The 18686-nt window shown below is 63.0% G+C and carries 18 protein-coding genes and 1 riboswitch; of the genes, 6 read left to right on the forward strand and 12 right to left on the reverse strand.

Annotated features, from left to right (window positions below; all coding sequences use genetic code 11):
- Positions 1-3: 3 nt before the first annotated feature.
- Positions 4-206, reverse strand: a riboswitch (cyclic di-AMP (ydaO/yuaA leader).
- A 144-nt stretch (positions 207-350) separates the two neighbouring features.
- Positions 351-494, reverse strand: coding sequence for a hypothetical protein (locus tag PV761_RS04135; RefSeq protein ID WP_347894622.1), 144 nt, complete (start codon positions 492-494; stop codon positions 351-353).
- Positions 495-1086: 592 nt separating this feature from the next.
- Between PV761_RS04135 and PV761_RS04140 the strand changes: the two genes are divergently transcribed.
- Entirely contained in the window at positions 1087-1500 is a 414-nt protein-coding gene (locus PV761_RS04140; protein WP_347894624.1) for a four-helix bundle copper-binding protein, read from the forward strand.
- Positions 1501-2024: 524 nt separating this feature from the next.
- Here the strand turns inward: PV761_RS04140 and PV761_RS04145 are convergent.
- The 7 genes from PV761_RS04145 to PV761_RS04175 form a co-directional block, all read right to left on the reverse strand.
- The gene (locus PV761_RS04145; RefSeq protein WP_347894626.1) at positions 2025-3113 is read right to left on the reverse strand and encodes a hypothetical protein; all 1089 of its coding nucleotides are present in this window, start codon (positions 3111-3113) and stop codon (positions 2025-2027) included.
- A gap of 1407 nt (positions 3114-4520) precedes the next feature.
- Positions 4521-5756, reverse strand: coding sequence for a heparan-alpha-glucosaminide N-acetyltransferase domain-containing protein (locus tag PV761_RS04150; protein WP_347894628.1), 1236 nt, complete (start codon positions 5754-5756; stop codon positions 4521-4523).
- A gap of 411 nt (positions 5757-6167) precedes the next feature.
- Positions 6168-6575, reverse strand: a complete 408-nt coding sequence (locus PV761_RS04155; protein WP_347894630.1) for a DUF305 domain-containing protein — start codon at positions 6573-6575, stop codon at positions 6168-6170.
- Between the two features lie 654 nt (positions 6576-7229).
- Positions 7230-8033: a hypothetical protein gene (locus PV761_RS04160; RefSeq protein ID WP_347894632.1), complete on the reverse strand. Its 804-nt coding sequence runs from the start codon at positions 8031-8033 to the stop codon at positions 7230-7232.
- 191 nt (positions 8034-8224) lie between these two features.
- Positions 8225-8542, reverse strand: coding sequence for a DUF3040 domain-containing protein (locus PV761_RS04165; protein ID WP_347894634.1), 318 nt, complete (start codon positions 8540-8542; stop codon positions 8225-8227).
- 323 nt (positions 8543-8865) lie between these two features.
- Complete coding sequence (locus PV761_RS04170) at positions 8866-9519, reverse strand: response regulator transcription factor (RefSeq protein WP_347894636.1); 654 nt, start codon at positions 9517-9519, stop codon at positions 8866-8868.
- 4 nt (positions 9520-9523) lie between these two features.
- Positions 9524-10543, reverse strand: a complete 1020-nt coding sequence (locus PV761_RS04175) for a histidine kinase (RefSeq protein ID WP_347894638.1) — start codon at positions 10541-10543, stop codon at positions 9524-9526.
- A gap of 170 nt (positions 10544-10713) precedes the next feature.
- On the opposite strand from PV761_RS04175, the gene PV761_RS04180 reads away from it, so the two are divergent.
- The 5 genes from PV761_RS04180 (at position 10714) to nhaA (ending at position 14764) form a co-directional block, all read left to right on the forward strand.
- Complete coding sequence (locus PV761_RS04180) at positions 10714-10986, forward strand: hypothetical protein (RefSeq protein ID WP_347894640.1); 273 nt, start codon at positions 10714-10716, stop codon at positions 10984-10986.
- A gap of 120 nt (positions 10987-11106) precedes the next feature.
- Positions 11107-12588, forward strand: a complete 1482-nt coding sequence (locus tag PV761_RS04185; RefSeq protein WP_347894642.1) for a DUF1538 domain-containing protein — start codon at positions 11107-11109, stop codon at positions 12586-12588.
- Positions 12585-12935, forward strand: coding sequence for a transcriptional regulator (locus PV761_RS04190; RefSeq protein WP_347894644.1), 351 nt, complete (start codon positions 12585-12587; stop codon positions 12933-12935). The genes PV761_RS04185 and PV761_RS04190 overlap by 4 nt, the downstream gene beginning before the upstream one ends.
- Before the next feature lie 33 nt (positions 12936-12968).
- A complete protein-coding gene (locus PV761_RS04195; protein ID WP_347894646.1) occupies positions 12969-13358 on the forward strand; it encodes a CBS domain-containing protein in 390 nt (129 codons plus the stop codon).
- Between the two features lie 74 nt (positions 13359-13432).
- On the forward strand, positions 13433-14764 hold the full coding sequence (nhaA, locus tag PV761_RS04200) for a Na+/H+ antiporter NhaA (protein WP_347894648.1): 1332 nt from the start codon (positions 13433-13435) through the stop codon (positions 14762-14764).
- A gap of 434 nt (positions 14765-15198) precedes the next feature.
- On the opposite strand, the gene PV761_RS04205 is transcribed toward nhaA, so the two are convergent.
- The 4 genes from PV761_RS04205 to PV761_RS04220 form a co-directional block, all read right to left on the reverse strand.
- A complete protein-coding gene (locus PV761_RS04205) occupies positions 15199-15480 on the reverse strand; it encodes a hypothetical protein (protein WP_347894650.1) in 282 nt (93 codons plus the stop codon).
- On the reverse strand, positions 15480-16460 hold the full coding sequence (locus tag PV761_RS04210; protein WP_347894652.1) for a caspase family protein: 981 nt from the start codon (positions 16458-16460) through the stop codon (positions 15480-15482). Before PV761_RS04210 ends, PV761_RS04205 begins: the two co-directional genes overlap by 1 nt.
- Before the next feature lie 11 nt (positions 16461-16471).
- Positions 16472-16876 (reverse strand): TIR domain-containing protein, encoded by a 405-nt coding sequence (locus PV761_RS04215; RefSeq protein WP_347894699.1) that lies wholly within the window; start codon positions 16874-16876, stop codon positions 16472-16474.
- 1195 nt (positions 16877-18071) lie between these two features.
- The gene (locus PV761_RS04220) at positions 18072-18608 is read right to left on the reverse strand and encodes a hypothetical protein (protein WP_347894654.1); all 537 of its coding nucleotides are present in this window, start codon (positions 18606-18608) and stop codon (positions 18072-18074) included.
- Positions 18609-18686: the final 78 nt, after the last annotated feature.

Consider the following 18686-nt stretch of genomic DNA (forward strand, 5'->3'; position numbering starts at 1 on the left):
TAGTGGTCCTCTCGGCGCCGGCGAAGTTAGCTGTCGGATTCGGACGAGTGGACTGTCCGGCTGCCCTGCAGGACGCGATCAGGACGCGCAGTCACAGGGTCGGCTTCACCCCAAGGTGCATCATTACGCACCAAAAGTGGGTCCTCCGCCCCCGCCTGAGAAGATCAGGTTCACGGACCGCCGGCGGGGTTTGGCGAAGCGGTCACATCCATACCCGTTGGGGGGGTATGTGTTTATCTAACTTTAGCGAAGCCTCGGCTTAAGTTACAAATCCGTTATCAAAAGCGCTTAAGAGGACAGGGATGGTGACTGGCGGGGCACCGGAAGGTTACGCTGGGCGGGACTTGCCCTCAGGAGAAGACGAGATGGCCCTTAAACGTTCGACGCTTCCACTGCTGGTCCGCAGGCTTGCGGCGCTGCGGGCTGTCCTTTCCTGCGTCGTGATCGTCCTCCTGGCGGCCGGGCCAGTTGCCTTCTGTAATGGACAGGTCCACGTGGTGGGGGTGTCCGACCCTTACGCCGCGGCACAGCGCCAGACTGCGATCCCCGGGGGACAGGAGAACCCTCGGGGACATTCGAACAGAGTGACGCCGGTCGGAGCCCAATCCGCCGCCGACGTGCTCCACGGGGTCCCGCGCAACGGGTGCCACGAGATCGGAGACACCCGTGCACTCAGTCCACGGTCGTGGCCCGTTGCTGTGACCGACGCGGCGCAGCCAAGGCCCGGAACGCTCATCCCTGATTCCGCGGATCCGCGCGCCCTGCCCCCGGCGTCCCACATCGCCAACAGGCCCCAAGCACCGCTGAGCCGGCAGGCGCTAACCCTAACTCAGCTGTCTGTCAGTCGGACGTAGAAGGGCACGTTCTCCCCGTCCGGCCGCGCGAACGCCAGGCCATAGGCCTGCAAGTGGCACCGTTCGACCAGGCGGGCGTAAACACCGCGTGCGGGCCGCCCTTTGGGTCCTGCCTTCAGCGATCAGAAGGAGGCCCGAGAAAGAACATCAGCCAAACAGCCGGCGCATCAGAAAACATCAGCCGGTCTCCGCACCAGGTTCCTCCCATTCAGTATTGGAAAGAGAGACAGAAATGACACACGGAAGCACCCACAAGATGCTCGATGCGTACCCGAAGGATCTGGGCGGCATCGATCAGCACAAGCTCGCCGAATGCATCGCAGCGTGCTTTGACTGCTCACAGGCCTGTACCGCCTGCGCTGATGCCTGCCTCGGCGAAGACATGGTCGCCGAGTTGACCAAATGCATCCGCACCGATCTTGACTGTGCGGACGTCTGCGCGGCCACGGCAAACGTACTCTCCCGCCACACCGGCTATGACGCCAACGTCACCCGCGCGGTGCTGCAGGCCTGCGCCGCCATCTGCAAGGCCTGCGCCGAGGAATGCGAACAACACGCAGGCATGCATGAACACTGCCGGCTCTGTGCCGAGGCCTGCCGCCGTTGCGAAAAGGCATGCAACGAGCTTCTCAGCTCGCTCGGCTGACCCTGCCCCAAGGCCCTGCCCAACGGTGACCGGAGATCCAACGCCTTCCGGCACCCGCGGGAAGGCCTGCCCTGCGGCATCCCGGCCTTAACGATGTCCACACGGACCAGGACGCTGAGCTTGTCTGTCACGGTGCTCCTGCCCCTATGGGGGACGGCCGCGACGCTGCGACCGCCCACGCAAGCCTAGGCATGAACTGTGACGCACGCAACACCCCCCGCACTCATTCAACACATCCCCGGGGTCCGGGACACTGCCGCACGGCCGGAAAATGAACAGGCCCGCACTCCGGGCGGATCGGCGCATCCCAACTGCCCGCTGAGCGGCTCCCGTCCGGGTGTCCGCCGGCATTCCTTGGGAAGGGAGCGTAGCGCCTCATGTCGCTCAGCTTGAAAAATTCCGTGGCGGTACGTCCCTCATTCCCACCGTGATTGCCCAGCACGACAACCTGCCTGTGGTCGCCGCCGGGCATGGTGACGGTATCATTGGTAGTGCCCGAACCGGCGGTGATCGGAACCGAGGAATTAGCCCTGGCTTCGAGACCCGCTGTCAGTCTGCATTCCGCCAGAAACGGGACGGAATTCCCACGTATAAGAGCCGTCAGCCTTGAGGCTCATCCGTAGGTGACCCCATGTGTCAGTGAACTTCCGCTCCGAATATGCGGGATTACTGGTGAACGTCCGCAGGCCGATTCCGCCGGTGGATGCCTGAAATTGCTGCATGCCGTCCGCGACGCACTGGCCCGCGTTGTTAACCGGGCAGGTCCGCTCATAATTATGTTGCGCACCGGACAGAATGATTTTAACGCGGTTCGCCCAGAACACATCAATCCATGGCTTCATCTGTGTAAGGGAGGTATGGGCTGACGTGTTGCTGGTGAAGTAAGGGTCATGTGAGATGACAGCCAGATACTTGCCAGCGGCTTTCGCAGCTTTCATGTCTGCATCTATCTCCGCAGTCATGGCCTTTGCCCTAGCTGGACTGTAACGCCATGCGGCGGTAGGGATGGAGACGATGCGCCAGTTACCCTTGTCGAATGAGTACCATTCCAGCGCGTCTTGGAACCGGCCGAGAGTGGTGGACGTTGCGCTCTTGGTTGTGGACACGCACTGCCCGTCCATATACCTGTCAAGGTCGTCATTCACGCCGGGTTCAATATCATGGGTCGGACCAGCCGCCCAGTATGTCTTTGCCTTGGCCGCGCCCCACAACTGGTTGTAAGCCCCTAGCGCGGAGCATGTGCCGCGGTCGAACTGGAAATCGCCCAGCACAAGGAAGTTGTCCAGCGAGCCGTCGTTGAGACCGGCGATGATGCTGGCCGCGTTCTTACCGCTTGCCGATGATGTGGATGTGTTGCCTGACGGGTTTATGTCCCCGACAGCAGCGAACTCAAACGAGTCGCCGGATGACGGAGGCGGTGGTGGCGTCGGTGTAGTAGTACCGGACGCCGCATTTGTCGCGGCCGAGCCTGGCGTTGGCGTAGTAGGCGTCGGCGTGGCTGATGCTGATGTGGCGGCCGGCGCCGGCGTCGTTTCTGCCGGTTGAGGTGAAGGGGCCGAGCAGCCGGCCAGGAAGATTGCCGCTACCCCAAGGGCGACCAGGTGTTTACGCATACGTCAGATGATAAGGGCCCGCGGCGAGGATGATAAGGCTCCCGCGGCGAGGATGGGGCCTAGACTGGCGGCGTTTAAATCAAGCTACCCTCCTGCCACCCAGGACGATCATTCACCGTCCTGGCGGTGAACGTGCTGCCTGACGCGCCACGTTCGCGACGGACGGCTGGAATCGTTCAGCTGCCCCTGCGTCTTGCAAAGATGGGCGGCTGCAAGCACAGCTGAGGCTTAGCCTGAGGTATCGACAGGGCCGCACGCCATTCAGTGTTGAAAGCCCGCCCAAGCCGTTCCACCGAGTCCCTGTCCATCAGTGCGAGAAAGCTGTTTGCGGTGATGGTGCGCTGCTCCCGCGAGGGACTGCACACTGCCTGCGTCCTGGAGAAGGTGCTTAGCCGATCGGGGCATCGCCCAGGCACGACTGAACCGCCCTCCGTCATAGAAGAACTCCGCAGCCTCAGCACCCCGGAGGCAGACAACCGGGCGCAGCATCAGCCGGGTCCGGAAAATATCAGTGTCGAATCTGTCACACCGCCTGGAGATGAACGTGTAGCCTTCACGCAGAAAAGCGACCGAGCTCTCTGGGAAGTAGATGGTCATGATGGATCAGCCCCTCCTGTGCGCGGCCGTCCTTGCACGAGCGGTAACAGGAAGAGCCTAACGAGGGCGGCCGACAACAGGAACCCCACTGAGAGGCCGTCCCGCTCCTATCTGGCGGATGAGTGCCGAGCCGCGCGCAGCACCAGAGTTTGGATCGAGATGATCTTCCCTGTCCTGTCAGGTCATATCGCCTGGGGCTACCTGGCTGGGTCGGCCTTGAAGCGGGCCCCACACACAGCAAGAGGCATCCCGGTCCGGCGAGCCCGGCGAGGACGAGACGGGAAATCCAAGTGAACCAGGCCGATGTAAAAGACAAGGGCGGATATCAAGTATCCGCTGTGGTTTTACTCAGGGGCGGAGGGAGATGATGTCCTGCGACTGACTGTTCGCAGTAACAGAGGTGAGAACCATCTACCGCCGGTCCTGTACGAAAGGGCCACCGCGAGAACGGTTATTCCTGCTGCGGTCAGAACCAGGCCGGCAAACAGGAACCGGCCCGCCAGAATCCCGACAAAGATGCAAACGGCAGCGATCAGCACCAGTCTCCGGGCAGCAAGCGGCATGCGTGCCGCTGAAGGCAGTGCAGAAGAAGGCTGCGGGCCCGGGAGAGTGTGATTCTGGTCTGTCATGTTTCTTTGATTCCTCATAATTTGTAATTCGCGAATTGCTGCACGTGCTGGTCAAAAAGCGTTTACTGCGGTTGGCCTGGGATTCCCCTGCCGGCTCGCGCCGAACTGCACGGGCGCAGACCCAGGCCGGGGTTCTCTCAGGTTGCCGGGTCTCCTCCCGCAACGAATCTCCTGGTCATTTCTAGCGGAGCCTGTCCGGCTCGTTGCGTCCCACTTGGTTGGCTGCATGGCCCAGCCATTCGAGCGGACCGCGCTGCCTCAGGAGCGCGAAGGCCATCCCGATCAGCACGGCCACCACAGCCTGGGTGTAATACATGGCCTCCTCGGTCCATCCCGGCGGCAGCGGCTGGGGATGAAACGACGCCACCACGGCCACGTGCACCGTATACAGCGTCAGGGTCATCGCTCCGGCTCCGCGAAGCGGCAGCAGCAGATCCAGACCCAACCGGCCCCCCAGCCTCCCTATCAGCAGGCACAGCCCGATGACCGCTGCAGCCACCCCGCTGGTGTGCAGCAGGTCCAGGGCGGTCCCTGAATGCGGAGCGCTGGACGCCAGCCACCACCACGACCCTTCCTGCCGGACCCCGGCGAGATTGACCTGTAGAAGGCTATCCAGCGGATAGCTGGGATCCGAGAGGATCCCCTGCAAGGCGGCGCGGCCGCCCCATTCCTCCATTGCCGCGGTGCCCAGGACCTTGGCGAAGATGGCCACAGCGGTACCGCCAGCCATCAGCAGCACCGGGAGGACCGCCGTCGTCAGTGCCAGCCTGCCGATAACGAGCCCAACCAGCAGATACGACAGCCACTGGAAGACCGGGTAATAGCCCGTCAGGAACAGCTCGCCGAGCAACTCGCCCGGCGTGGACAGATCCCCCCACCCCGGGTTGTGACTGAGCTGCAGGGGAGGATCGGCGGCCATCAGCCACGGCCGCAGCAGGAAGGCCAGCACCGGCGAGCCGAGGATCCAGCCAGCGGCCCAGGCGCAAAGGGCCTTCAGCCGCAGACCCAGGAACGGCAGGATGCACAGGAAGAGCACCGCGTAGTGCACCAGGATCACCGCGATGTCGACCTCGAAGCTGCCAAGGGACAGGCCGACCACGGCGATCACCAGGGCGCGCAGGGCTATCCCGCGCCGGGCAGCCGAAAGGGCTGCACCTCCCAGGGGTCGTTGCTTGCCGGTGGAGAGCGCCAGCCCCACTCCCGCCAAGACGGCGAAGAGGGCCGCCGCGCGCCCGGAAAACGCCAGCCCGACCCACGTCGGGGTCATGCTGGCGTTTGACTCAAAGATTGCCATTATGTGAGTGGCCATCATGCCCAGCAAAGCGATCCCGCGGGCCGCGTCAATGCCTGTGAGGCGGCTACCGGATGCAGGTCCTTTCGCTGTTCTGGACGATGCAGCCGTGCTCCACGAAGTCATATGCGATCGTCTCACATTCAGCTGTGACGCTGCCCCTCAGGAACTCCGGGCTTTGCGGAATCCGACAACGGGCGTCCCCATGTGGCAGAAGCGCCCGGCGAAGGCATTCGGCGGGTCGTTTTCAGGCGGATCGAAGAAACCCCGTGGACGAGCCAAAATCAATCCTCGCCCAACCATTCTGCCGCCACGCCACCTGTCGGCAGCGGCTCCCTCATGGCCGTCGAGAAATGTATGCCGCGATGACGAGCCCGCCGGGACCGGAGGTCCAGGCGTTCCGGTTCCGGGACAGGTGTCAGTCAGGTCAGGCTCTTCCGGCAGGGCGACTGCCGGCCCGGTCGTACCACTCCTCAAGCCAGGATTGCATCTGGCTGATTTCCTGCAGCTGGGCTTCCTTGATGTCCTGGCACATATTCAGAAGTTCGTCGTGTTCGGCACGGTCCAGGCAGTTTCAGCTTCACGTAGCGCCTTCCAGTGATGGTGGATCATCGAACGCATGAACTCGATCTCGAATTTCGCTCCGGTGAACTTCTCCAGGCGCTGCATGGGCTGCATCTGCCCGGTACTCAGCTGTGGCTCATAGGAAATGCCGTACCAGTCCCGCAGCCAGGTCTGCATTTGCTCGATCTCGGCGGACGGTGCCTGGATAATCGACTCGCACAGCGCTCTGAGCCCCTCATGCACCGCCTTTTCCACCTGCAGACCAACGACGTCGAAGCGGGAAACCACTTCTGCGATGCACGCCGCCGAGTGCCAGTCGCGCCTGGGACTACGGCGAGCCCGCGCAGCAGCTCGGCCAGGCTCGGCAGGCGCTGTCTTCACGCATACATGGTTAAGGTCATACCCCTGGTGGTCTATGTGAGGGGTATGTTTTTCGCTCTTAGACGAGGGGATAATATCCCTGCTAAATCAGCACAAACAGCCCCATCCCACTGCGATCACCACATCGTCACTAACTCTCGAGTTCCGACAGCACACGCCGGCCAAACTCGCCGTCGAGGGTGAAGGAAAGAGTTGGTGGTGCATCCGCGTAGGTTCCCGGAACTGGAGGCTCGTCCCTGGTTCGCCGCCGCTTGGATTTCGGTGGTGGTCACAGGAGGCTCACGGGCAGAGCGCTCCGATGCCGTTACCTGCGGTTTTCCACATAGACCAAGACGCTTCTACCGGCAGCCGTTCGCCGATGTTGGACTGGCTCCATGCTTAGCTACGAAGACATGATCCTGCTCGGTGAGGAACGCTTGCTGGTCATCCAGGAGCACGAGAATGGCCACTGCTGGTGTGGAGAGATCTGGTGCTGACAAGACTATTGCCCCGGGAGTCCGAGTCGTCAGACTCGAATGGTCACCGAGGCGCTACACGAGGACGCAAGGCGAATAGTGGTGCTCAAGTAAGCGGTGCGCATATTTGCTACTGTCCGCCGCTATGCATGTCTTCTATGGATCAACCATCCATGCAGTTCTATGTGGCTCCCGGCTCCTACAGGTCGCGGAGTTCCCGCCAGGTTACGCCATCCCAAAGCCACCCGAATCGTGATTCTTGATGGACTACCCACAGATGTGTGATCGCGGCATCCAACACTGGTGCCTTCGACGGCGTACCAAATCCTTCGTTGCCCCACGCCGGCGCTTCGCGGCTAAGCGGACGTGCGATGTCGAATCGAGTATCGCCATCGAGCCAGACGAACAAATGTCGCTGTTCGGCTCCGGAGGCTTTCAACTTCTTGGGGTTGTCGTTCTTTTTGTCGAGTGCATCGGTGAGCAGGCCCAGTGCCTCGTCGCTGCCGCTGGATGACCCGCCGCTACCGAGTGCCGTGACTACCTTATGTGTGTGGCGTCGATGTGCGTGGTTCGGCACCGCAGATGCCCTTTCGACACCGGCCGCGAGCAGCGGTTGATAAATGAGAGACAACGGTCCCTGCTGGATGACATGCTCCGCGGCGTCCTGGCGCTCGAAGAACCATTCACCGTTCAGTTCAAGCTCCACCAAAGCCGGATGCACGGTCTTCTGGAAGGTTTTGAGCCCCCGCTGCGTATCAGGTGCAAACGCTATCCAGCAGGTCTGAAGCTCCCCTTCGGGAGTATCTGTCCTCCGCGAAACATTCAGCGCATCACGACCGGCTCGCTTACGTCCATCGGTGATGCGAGTTACCTCGACAGCATGACGTCCATCTGTCGATCGGTAATCGACACCACCTTCCTTGTCCGCGTGCTCGAGTTCGATCTCCAAAGTCTTTTCGACAATCGCCTTTGCATCGCGCTCGTCGCGGCGCTCCTCGTTCATAGAACTCCTTGGGACAGTGCGGATACAGTCAACGAGGCCCCCCGCGGCAGCCCGGACCACCTAATTGTGTCTGATCAGGTCGTGGGTCGCCTACTTCAAACCTGAGTCTCGCAGTCACCATGACCTCACTGTCGGCGTCGCTGAAACCACGGTCAGGTACCACCTGGCCATCGCTGCAAAACAGGATACGGTCAAAGGGGCCAGGGTCCGCCGTCCGCCCGGCGTTCTGGCTGCCGCCCGGGCACGTCCCCTACGCGGAGGCCCCTAAGGAACCAGCTGGCTCCTGCGACCATCAGCAGGAAGCCAGCGACGCCGATGACCGCAAGCTGTGTGATGATGCCGGCGATGACCAAGGCGAAGCCGGCCAGAACGGCCAGGACACCGTAGATAGTACGAGGGGAAGCCGGGTTCCGGCCCGATTGCAGCTGCCTGTCCAGACCCGGGTCGGATAGGGCCAGTTCCTGTTCGAGCTTTTCAAGGCGTCTGCGCTCTTCATCTGACAGAGCCATGACCGCTTCCCGCCCTCCTGCGTCCAACCGTGAGCCGGAGGACTGCAACGTCCCGGCGCGGTCCGACAGGATCGGTCCAGGAGCCCAGGCCAAACAACCTGGCTGTACCGGGGGCGGGGCCGATGAGGCCCAGGAGAATCCTCAGCGTGGTGGATTTGCCTGCACTGTAGGGGCCCAGAAAATCGTGGAATTCACCTCCGGCGACTCTCGGGTAAGGGCTGCACGGAGCACGTCTCCTGCCGAAATCTTCGACAAGGCCGAGAGTTTCAACGACAGGTTGTGGTGGTGCAGTCATGAGCCGTCCGCTCCTCAGGTCGGACCGCTTACGGCTCGATGAGCCCGGTCCGGATGGCGAACCTTGTGAGATCCAGCCGGTCGCGTAACCCCAGCTTCTGCAGGACGTTGGCCCGGTGGCGGTCGACGGTCTTCACGCTGATCCTGAGGATCTCGGCGATCTCCTTTGAGGAGTTCCCCTCTGCGATGAGCTTCGTGATCTGCTCCTCGCGGGACGTGAGGATGCTGTCCGGCATCCGGTCGCCACGGCGGTCGCGCTCCAGATAGTCGCGGATGAGCGCGGTGACCGCGCCGGGGTAGAGGAACGACTCCCCGCGCATCGCTGCGCGGCACGCCTCGATGAGGTCGCGGTCGGCGACCGACTTGAGCACATAACCCGAGGCCCCGGCGCGTAGCGCCTCGAAAAAATACTGCTCGTTGTCGTACATCGAGAGGATGAGGATCCGGACGTCGGGTGCGCTTCGCGATATCTGCCGCGCCGCCTGGATGCCGGTCATCTGGGGCATGGCGATGTCGAGGACAGCGAGGTCCACCCCGCCCGCTGTCGCGGCGGTGACGGCCTCTGTGCCGTTGGCGGCCTCGGCCACGACGGTGAGGTCGGGTTCCGCGTCGAGGATCAGGCGAAGGCCGCGGCGGACCAGGGCGTGGTCGTCTGCGAGCAGGATGCGCGTGGGTCCGCCCATCGGATCAGCTCCCCGCCGCGACGCCGGGAACGACGAGGCAAACATCGGTCCCCCCGCTCTGCCGAGCGGCGACCGTCAGCTCGGCACCAATGAGCAGGGCACGTTCGCGCATCCCGCGGATGCCCGCGCCCTCGCGGAGGTCACCGCCCTGCCCGTCGTCGCGAATCCGCAGGGTCAGCCCCTTCGTCGTCGAGGTGAGCGCGAAATCGACTCGTGTTGCGTGCGCGTGCCGGGCGACATTGGTGAGCGCCTCCTGCGCGACGCGGTAAAGCACGAGCTCGACGTCCCCGCTGAGCTCGGGGAGGTCGTCATCGAGCTCCCAACTCACGGGGATCCCGCTCGAGCGCGAGAACTCCGAGCCCAGCGAACTCAGCGCGCTCCGCAGGCCGAGGTCCGCGAGCACGCCCGGGCGCAGACGCTGCGCCACCTGGCGGACCTCCTCCAGGCTCGCGCGGACCGCCTCCTGCGCGACGAGGCTCTCCTCGCGCAGATCGTCGGGAGACCGGTCGACGACCCGCTTGAGACTAAGGAGGGCGACGGTCAGGCTCTGGCCGATCTGGTCGTGCAGTTCCCGCGAGATCCGCTGACGTTCGCCCTCCTGCGCGGCCAGCGCGAGGGCGCTGCTCGCACTGTTCTCCGCCTCCAGCCGGTCAAGCATCTCATTGAAGGTGCGGATGAGATGCCCAAGGTCGCCGTTGCCGGCTTCGATCGCCCGGTCGCCACCGCGTCGCAGCAGGCCCACCCGGCGCATCACGGTCGTCAGCGCGTCGAGCGGCGCGAGGCTGGCCCGCACCAGGGCTGCGTTCGCGGCGAGGATGAGAGCCAGACCAATGAGGAGGACCGGTACCTCGGTGAGCAGGACGGGCGAGGACACCGTCGCCGGCGAGAGTGCCAATACGAGCGTGCCGATCGCGAAGAGCAGTCCGTTGATGATGAACAGTCGCCAGAACAGCAACTGTGCCGGTCCTTTCGGAGGCACGCCGAGTGCCGTTCCGGCGGCCCTGGTTTCGAGCGGAGTCCGCATGCGTACTAGCCTTGCGCGGCCCGCGTCCTTTGTCCATGAGGGCTGGCACCCACGGGCGGCGGAGTCCCGGGCCCACGGCGCACCGAAAATGGGTGTCAGCCCCAATGGCACCTCTTTACCCGCGAGGGGAGACTGGATTTATCCCTAGAACCGACGGAACGGAGGGCCCAATGGAGATCACCCACTCCACCGTGCCCGGCTCCGGCGTGCTGCACGACTGCCAGACCCGCGACGGCCAGCAATTCCGGATCCTCGTCGCGCGTCCCGGCGGACGCGAAATCTTCGTTTACGACCCGGCGGACCCTGATCGGGTCGTGGCAAGGATCGTGCTCGAGGAGGACGAGGCCGATCAGGTCGCCGAGCTCCTGCACAGCCAGCCGATCACCGATCGATTAGCCGAACTCGAACGCCGGGTCGCCCAGATCGCGGGGAGCGGGCGATGACGATTGTGGACCCGCGCGTGTCGTTGACTCACACCGGAGCCTCGGTTGGTAGATGCGAATGGGCTGGCCCGGCAGACTGAAAAGCCAGGTACTCGCAGGATCATTCCGGGAGAGGACCCGATGGAGCACCTCAGCCGATTTGCCCGCGAATTTCTTAAGGCGCTCAGGAACCTTCTCCCCATCGTTATCGTGGTTGTTCTGTTCCAACTGCTGGTGTTCCGTTCCATGCCCGATGATCCCTTGGAGCTGGTGGCGGGGCTCCTGATTGTGGCGGTGGGTATCGCCTTGTTCCTGTTTGGCCTGGACCTGAGTATCTTCCCGGTGGGTAAAAACCTGGCTAACCAGTTTGTCCGGCGCGGGGCGTTGGGGCTGCTGCTGCCGTTTGGGTTTGCCATTGGCTTTGCCGCCTCTATTGCGGAGCCGGCGGTGATCGCTGTCGCGCAGCAGGCCCAGCTGGTCAGCGAGGGCAGGATTAATGCGCTGGTGCTGCGCTTTGTTATCGCTGTGTCGGTGGGGCTTGTCCTGGTCCTGGGTGTCCTGCGGGTTTTGCGGGGCTGGGCGGTGTACAAGCTGCTGATCGCCGGTTACGCCGTGGCGCTGGGCCTCAGCTTCGTGGCCCCGGCCGAGATCATCGGCCTTGCCTACGATTCCGGCGGCGTTACGACGAACATCGTGAGCGTCCCGCTGATTGCCGCGATAGGCCTTGGCCTGGCCAACTCCATCCGGGGACGTAGCCTGCTGGCAGACGGCTTTGGTCTGGTGGCGCTGTGCGTGATGGTTCCCATGATCGGGGTCCAGCTGTATGGGATCTGGGTTTACACCTTCGGCGACGCCGGGGCGATTCCGGGCCCTTTACCGGGAGAGGACCCAGGTGACTGGGTGGTTGGCATGATCCTGGGCCTGGCTGAGATGGTCCGGGAGGTCCTGCCTATTGTGGCCGTTGTCCTCTTCTTCCAATGGGTCGCCCTGCGGCGCAGGCTGCCCCACCCGTTGCGGGTCGTGGTCGGGTTCATCATGGTCCTGGTGGGACTGTATGCCTTTGTCGTGGGACTCAAACTCGGGCTGTTCCCGCTCGGGACCCTGATGGCGGAGCAACTGATCGAGCAGGGAGCCCCGGCCCTGATCCTGCTCTTCGCGCTGCTGATTGGCTTTGCGGTCACCATGGCCGAGCCAGCCCTCGTGGCCATCGGAGAGCAGGCGCAGGAGGCGTCGCCGGGGAAGATCAGCGCGTTCGCGGTCAGGGTCATTGTCGCCGTGGGCGTCGCGCTCGGGATCGGTTTCGGCGTTTACCGGATTCTGGTGGGAGGGCCGTTCCACTACTTCATCATGGCCGCCTACGCGGTCGCTATTGTGCTGGTGTTTTTCGCCCCGAAGTACATCATTGCCTTGGCCTTTGACCTCGGTGGGGTGACGACGTCGGAGGTCACCGTGCCACTGGTCACCGCACTTGGCATCGGCCTGGCAACAGCGGTCGAAGGACGCGACCCGCTGATTGACGGCTTCGGACTTATTGCCTACGCGTCCATCTTCCCCGTGATATCCGTCATGGCGTATGCCATGGTGATGGAAAGATTTCCCCGGCTTCGGAAGGAAGCGCCGTGAAATTCACCGCCATCGTCGTTATAGCCCCCGACGAGCTTGAAGACAAGGTGATTGAACACGCCCAGCAGGCCGGGGCCACGGGTGTGACCATTTTGCCGGGCAAGGGCATCGGGGGCGAATCCAGGAAGACGTTCTTCGGATTGACCTTTGAAGGCACGCAGTCTGTACTGCTGATGGTGGTGGGAAAACACCTGACCGCGCCGATCCTCAAGGAACTGCACCAGGTTTTAGTCAAGGGAACCGAGTCACGCGGCCTGGCCTTCGCGATCCCGATCGAGCACCTGACCGGGATCGACATGCGCCAGGTGGTCAGGTTCGAGGAGCATCTGCGCCGCGACGGCGCCTGAAGCCGGACCGGGCTCGTTACGAGGAGGAAAGAAATGCTCACTGTCAAAGATGTCATGGTCCCCGAGGTCGTCACGATCTCCCCTTACAGCACACTGCGGGAGGCACTGTCGACGATGAAGGAGCGCCAGGTGAAGAGCCTGGTGGTGGAACGGCAGCACGCCCACGACGCCTACGGCATGCTGAGCTACAGAGAACTCCTGGACACCGTCGTTGCCCAGGAAGGGGATGTGGACCTCCTGAACGTCTATGACGCCGCCACCATCCCCGCGATCACCGTAAACCAGCAGCTGTCGGTGCGTCAGGCGGCGGCCCTGATGAGCCGCTACCGCCTCAGCCGGTTGGTGGTGGTGGAGGGCAACCAGCTCGTCGGGCTGCTCGCCATGAATGACATCCTCGCCCGGCTCATGGAGGAACTAACCTGACATTCACCCGGCTGCGCTGACCGCTACGTCGGCGATGGACATTGTCTTGTCGGGACTACTCGAGGACGCACCGAATGGACCAGAACTCCCCGGATGCCCGCCCCCGCTTCTTCCTGCTCGGAGGGGGAAGTTCTTCTGAGTTGCTGCGCATCGGTTCTATCCTGCGCAAAGAGACTGTCGGTGGCGCGCTGCTCGTGGCAGCTGCGATCATCGCGCTGATCTGGGCAAACTCCTCGCTGTCTGCCGGCTACTTCCAGCTGAGGGACTTCCGGGTCGGATACGAACCGTGGCATCTGGAGCTCAGCCTGGGCGAGTGGGCGTCGGACGGTCTGCTGGCCATCTTCTTTTTCCTCGTCGGCCTTGAACTTAAGCGGGAGTTCCTGATCGGGGATCTGCGCGAGCCCAGCAAGTCGGTCGTGCCCGTTGCCGCTGCCGCCGGTGGGGTCACTGTTCCCGCCATCATCTATTCCATGGTCAACCTGACCAGTCCCGAAACGCTGAGGGGATGGGCAATCCCAACAGCGACGGACATCGCCTTCGCCGTCGCAGTTCTGGCCCTGATCGGGTCGCACCTGCCGGGCGCGTTGCGGATTTTCCTCCTGACACTCGCCGTGGTTGATGACCTGATCGCCATTGGCATCATCGCGCTCTTCTACTCGCAGGACATTCGTCCGGCACCGCTGCTGCTGGTGCTTCTCGCCTTGGGCTCCTACACCCTTCTTGCGCACAGGTACCGGCGGTTCTTTACTACACGGGCAGCGGCCTGGCTGATCCTGCTTCCCCTGGGCGCTGCAGCCTGGGTGCTGGTCCACAATTCAGGCATTCACGCAACTGTTGCAGGAGTCATCCTGGGCTTCGCCGTCCCGCTCGCGAGCTCCCAGTGCGGACCGCAGCCCGGTGGCGGGTTAGCCGAGATCCTGGAGCACCGGCTCCGCCCCGTTTCAGCTGGTATCGCCGTGCCGGTGTTTGCCTTCTTTGCCGCCGGTGTCCAGGTGGGCGGCCGGGACGGGATCGGATCCCTGTTCGCGAACCCGGTAACCCTCGGGATCATCATCGCCCTGGTGGTGGGCAAGCCAGTCGGAATTCTCGGAACGGTCTGGCTCCTTACCAAGGCCACCAGGGCAAGACTGGACCGCTCCATCAAATGGATCGATATTTTCGGGGTTTCGCTCCTCGGCGGGATCGGCTTCACGGTTTCCCTACTGGTCTCGGAACTCAGCTTCGGCCACGGCAACAACTACAGTGACCAGGCGACGACAGGGATCCTGGCGGCGTCCCTCATCGCCTCACTGCTGGCCGCTGCAGTCCTGCTGCCCAGGAACCGGCACTACCGACGCACCAACCCGCCCCGGCCTGCCAGCGCGGCCGGCCCAGGCTCCGGAGAGTCTTCGCAATCTGCTGCATGAACTCTCCGACGCAGCGGGCCTGGCACCGACCGCAGCAAAGCTGCCGCCGACCTGCCACGGCAACCCGCTGCAACAGATCATGAGGGGCCAACGGCAAGCGCGACGTCGTAGACGGACATCTTGCATAGCCTCGACCTCGTGACCCGGCCGGGCCTGGAGTCGTGAACCCATCTCGCCCGTGATGCATAGGCACGGCTGAAGATCGTCAGAGTCCGCACCAACTCTTAACTCAGGGGTGGGTGGCGAAACTTCCCTCAGAACGACCGCTTTGCTTAGGCACGCGGCTCGGCAGGGCTGCGACACCCATCTCACAACTTTCGCCAGAGACCGCGGTGAGGTGGCTGAGCGTGCTGACCTTCACTGCAGCGTCGAGGTCCGCGTTCGGCTCTCCTTCTCGCTATGAACGTAAGTCGTCCACCGACGATGGAGGGGCGTCAGCTGTTCAGCGCGTCGATAACCGTAGGCAGGTACCTGCGCACCTGCTCCCGATCGCTTTCCCGTTCCTCCTCGGTGAGCTCCGCGTACGGGGTCTCGATCTGAGCCTGCCAGCGCGCCGCCAGCTCCGCAGGTACCACCAAGGAGCCATCGTCCCGGCGCTGACACCGGTCGTGGACGTACTGTTGCCAGTGCGCCCAGCGCTCGTGCTCGATGGCCGCAAGCCGTTCGACGGTCTGCACGTTTTCAAGGACTTCGCGGATCCGGTCAGGCGAGGGCATCAGATCAGGTCCTGGTTCACGAGCTTCCAGTAGTGCTGGCCAAGGACGGTCAGCTCGCACGCCTTCGACTCCATGGCAGCGTGCCACATGTGAGGCGCTCCGACGGGCCGGACCAGGTTCACCTTCACCAGCGCCTGTAGCACGGCAAAGTCAGCGTTCTTGGCTGGGTCCGGCAACGGAACAGACTTATCCTCTGTTCCAAAGCGCTCCGGCTCGTAGCTCGGGTCGAGCTGCAATAGCATTGTCGGCTCGTCGAAGAGGACCGTGAGCTTCTGCAAATCAGCCAGCTCGACCGCGGCGTCCGCCTTCCTGAGCGAGACGAACTTCTTGATGTTCGTCTTGAACACGGGCCGCTGCGCCCACGGCCCAAGCGACTGGTCGATGTGCGCATAGACACTGCCAGGCGTTACGTCCCCCACCAGGTTGGCAGCAGCACCGTTCAGCGCGTCGACCAGAAGGCTCGTAAAAACACCCGAGCCGCCGGTTTCCATCGCATACTGGTCCGCGGTCGACGCTGTGAGGATCGTGACGCCCTCCTTGATCTCAGCGACCTGCGCGGCAACAGGGTTGCTGCCGACAACACCGCTGTGACAGCTGTCCAGAATGATCACCTTGTTTTTCGCGGGCGACTTGCTCGCGAAGGTCATCACGTCATACAGCGAGAGCCCGTCATGCCCGGCTTCGCAGTCGCTTGCGCACAGGAAACCGCCGGCCCCGTCGATGTAACCGTGTCCGGAGAAGTAGAACAGCGAGATCTCCGCGTCGTCCCGGAAGAGCTCCTCGACGGCTTCCCGCAGTTCCGAACGCGTGACGGTCGAGGTTGGCCCGGTACCCGTCATCAGCTTCGGCTGTGTGAAGTTCAGAGTGCCATCCGCATGCCGCTCAAGCGCGGTCTTGACGCTGTAGGCATCGTTCACAGCACCGCTGAGCGATCCGATCCGATCGTAATGGTCGATGCCGACAACAAGAGCCTTACGCATGATGCCGCGCCTCAGAGCGAGTCAATGAAGCTGGCAATGTTCACGTCGCTCCAGGTGACCGTGCGGAACCCATTCAACGCCGTGCGGTCGGTGGAGTACGCCCAGACGCCGAGGAGAGGCTTGCCTTCCTCCTTGGCGCATTGGATCTCCCAATTCTGCCCGGAGGACGTCAGCGAGTTCTTGCTCACCAGCGCAATCACCCCGTGGGAGCGGCGGATACGCGTGCGGACCTTTTCCTTCCAGCCGGAGTCATAGGGCTCCTTCACCGACATGTCGATGAACTCGTACGGTGCCCGGGAGTGCAGCGTCTGCCCCTTCAACAGGTCCCGCTGACGCTGGTCCTCGATAGCAAACGCCACGAAAACAGTCTTCTTCTCAGCCAACTGCGGCCTCCCCAAATGTTCGAGCTGCAACATTATCAGTCGCATCGGAACTCACAGTGAGACTATCGGCAGCCACTGACATTTTCGATGTCGGAGCAGCAGGTTACGCAGGTCAGGGATATGAGCGACGCTCGTGAATGAGGTGCCGACAGCCGATTCCGGACGCATCAGCGCCTAACAGACAGCAGGTCAGCACCGCACGCACACATTATCACTTAGGGCCATACCCCCGGGGGTCCGCGCAGCGGTGTGTTGGTGTGCTCATAAACTAGGGGAAAAGATCCCTGCTAAATCAGCACAAACGGCCCCCTCCCACTGCGATCACCACATGTTCACTAACTGTCGAGTTCCGACAGCACACGCTGGCCAAACTCGCCGTCGAGGGTGAACGAAAGAGTTGGTGGTGCATCCGCGTAGGTTCCCGGAACTGGAGGCTCGTCCTTAGTTCGCCGCCGCTCGGATTTCGGTTGTGGTCACAGGAGGCTTACGGGCAGAGCGCTCCGATGCGGTTACCTGCGGTTTTCCACATAGACCAAGCGCTTCTACCGGCAACCGTTCGCCGATGCTGCAGTGAAGGCATGCTCAGCTATGAAGACATCATCCTGCTCGGAGAGGAACGGGTTCTCGTCATCCAGGAGCACGAGAATGGCCGCTGCTGGTGCGGCGAGACTTGGGATTGGCCGGCACCGCCGAGTTCTCCAAGTGTTTAGGTTCGTGGCCGCTTCCCAGCACGGTCCTGGTTCCCTTCTAAAGCAAACACCGTCGATGCGCGGCCAGAGACGTACCGGAATCTCGATCATCAGGGAGTCCAGAGGTGGCACACCAATATCGCCCTCGCCACCACATGCTCATGTGTCGGGCGATCTCCGGTACTGCGACGGAGTCGCCAGCTCCGCAATGTCGCGCTGAATCTGGTCGACCTGGAATGGATCCTCGCACCGTCTCCCCCGGCCTGGCCGAGCTCGGCCGCCGGGTCGGGACGAGCGCACGCTCTCCCGGCTGTTCCGCGACGAGGTTGGGATGGGCTACACCGTATGGCGCAACCAGCTCCGACTGCACTTGGCGGACGCCCTTTTCCGGGGTCAGCCTCGCGAATCCTCCCCGAAGGGCCCTGGCCGATCAGGGCAGCGGCTGAATGAGGCGAGGCCGGCCCATGTACGCTCAGCGCCTAAAAGCTTTCCGGTCTTCCGGACTGATCGCGCAACCGCTCGCCTATCGGTGCAGCGTGCTATTCGTTGACGAGGACGGGTATGCCTACTGCCGCTGAGACGGCTTTGGCTTTTAGCTCGGCCGGTACCGGGATGCTGAACTCTTCACGTTCTTCAGACGGTCCCGGGTGCTTATGGCCTTCGCTGCCGAGATGGTGCACGAAGCGGGCAGTGCCAAGGAAGTTGCCGTGGCCATCGTAGAAACCTGCGAGTACCTGGAGTTCGAGCAGGTCGCTGACATCACTGGTGATCCTGACTGCCCCGGTGGCCGCCTGCCCGTCGAAGGCCAGGCTTTCGATCGCCAGCCTGTCATCAAAGGGGCCCTGGACCTGGAGGATCTGGCCCGGGGACGGCCGGGCTGCCTGGAGTCCGGACAGGTCCGGTTCACCCTCGGCAGCGGCCAGGCCAGGGAAGGAAGTTTTGGCGGCCGCGACCAGCGGGACGTTGTCGCCGGCCGGAGAGGTAGAAGCCTGTCCGCCCAGTACGACGAAGGCAAGTACTGCAAGGGATGCAGCAACGAGGGCTGCCATCATCAGAATCCGGGATTTGCGCTTCATGGTGTTCCTTTGGAGGTGCCGTGGCTCGGGGGGCGTTCTCGTCCCCCTGGCCACGGCCGGTCTTACAGTATCGGTTCT

It is taken from the genome of Arthrobacter sp. CC3 (assembly GCF_039907775.1).
Lineage (GTDB): Bacteria > Actinomycetota > Actinomycetes > Actinomycetales > Micrococcaceae > Arthrobacter.

Bases quoted from the DNA above. Each gene is read 5' to 3' on its own strand.
- PV761_RS04140 (WP_347894624.1), top strand. From the start codon at position 1,087: ATGACACACGGAAGCACCCACAAGATGCTCGATGCGTACCCGAAGGAT.
- PV761_RS04145 (WP_347894626.1), bottom strand. From the start codon at position 3,113: ATGCGTAAACACCTGGTCGCCCTTGGGGTAGCGGCAATCTTCCTGGCC.
- PV761_RS04150 (WP_347894628.1), bottom strand. From the start codon at position 5,756: ATGACTTCGTGGAGCACGGCTGCATCGTCCAGAACAGCGAAAGGACCT.
- PV761_RS04160 (WP_347894632.1), bottom strand. From the start codon at position 8,033: ATGAACGAGGAGCGCCGCGACGAGCGCGATGCAAAGGCGATTGTCGAA.
- PV761_RS04165 (WP_347894634.1), bottom strand. From the start codon at position 8,542: ATGGCTCTGTCAGATGAAGAGCGCAGACGCCTTGAAAAGCTCGAACAG.
- PV761_RS04170 (WP_347894636.1), bottom strand. From the start codon at position 9,519: ATGGGCGGACCCACGCGCATCCTGCTCGCAGACGACCACGCCCTGGTC.
- PV761_RS04175 (WP_347894638.1), bottom strand. From the start codon at position 10,543: ATGCGGACTCCGCTCGAAACCAGGGCCGCCGGAACGGCACTCGGCGTG.
- PV761_RS04180 (WP_347894640.1), top strand. From the start codon at position 10,714: ATGGAGATCACCCACTCCACCGTGCCCGGCTCCGGCGTGCTGCACGAC.
- PV761_RS04185 (WP_347894642.1), top strand. From the start codon at position 11,107: ATGGAGCACCTCAGCCGATTTGCCCGCGAATTTCTTAAGGCGCTCAGG.
- PV761_RS04195 (WP_347894646.1), top strand. From the start codon at position 12,969: ATGCTCACTGTCAAAGATGTCATGGTCCCCGAGGTCGTCACGATCTCC.
- nhaA (WP_347894648.1), top strand. From the start codon at position 13,433: ATGGACCAGAACTCCCCGGATGCCCGCCCCCGCTTCTTCCTGCTCGGA.
- PV761_RS04205 (WP_347894650.1), bottom strand. From the start codon at position 15,480: ATGCCCTCGCCTGACCGGATCCGCGAAGTCCTTGAAAACGTGCAGACC.
- PV761_RS04210 (WP_347894652.1), bottom strand. From the start codon at position 16,460: ATGCGTAAGGCTCTTGTTGTCGGCATCGACCATTACGATCGGATCGGA.
- PV761_RS04215 (WP_347894699.1), bottom strand. From the start codon at position 16,876: ATGTTGCAGCTCGAACATTTGGGGAGGCCGCAGTTGGCTGAGAAGAAG.
- PV761_RS04220 (WP_347894654.1), bottom strand. From the start codon at position 18,608: ATGAAGCGCAAATCCCGGATTCTGATGATGGCAGCCCTCGTTGCTGCA.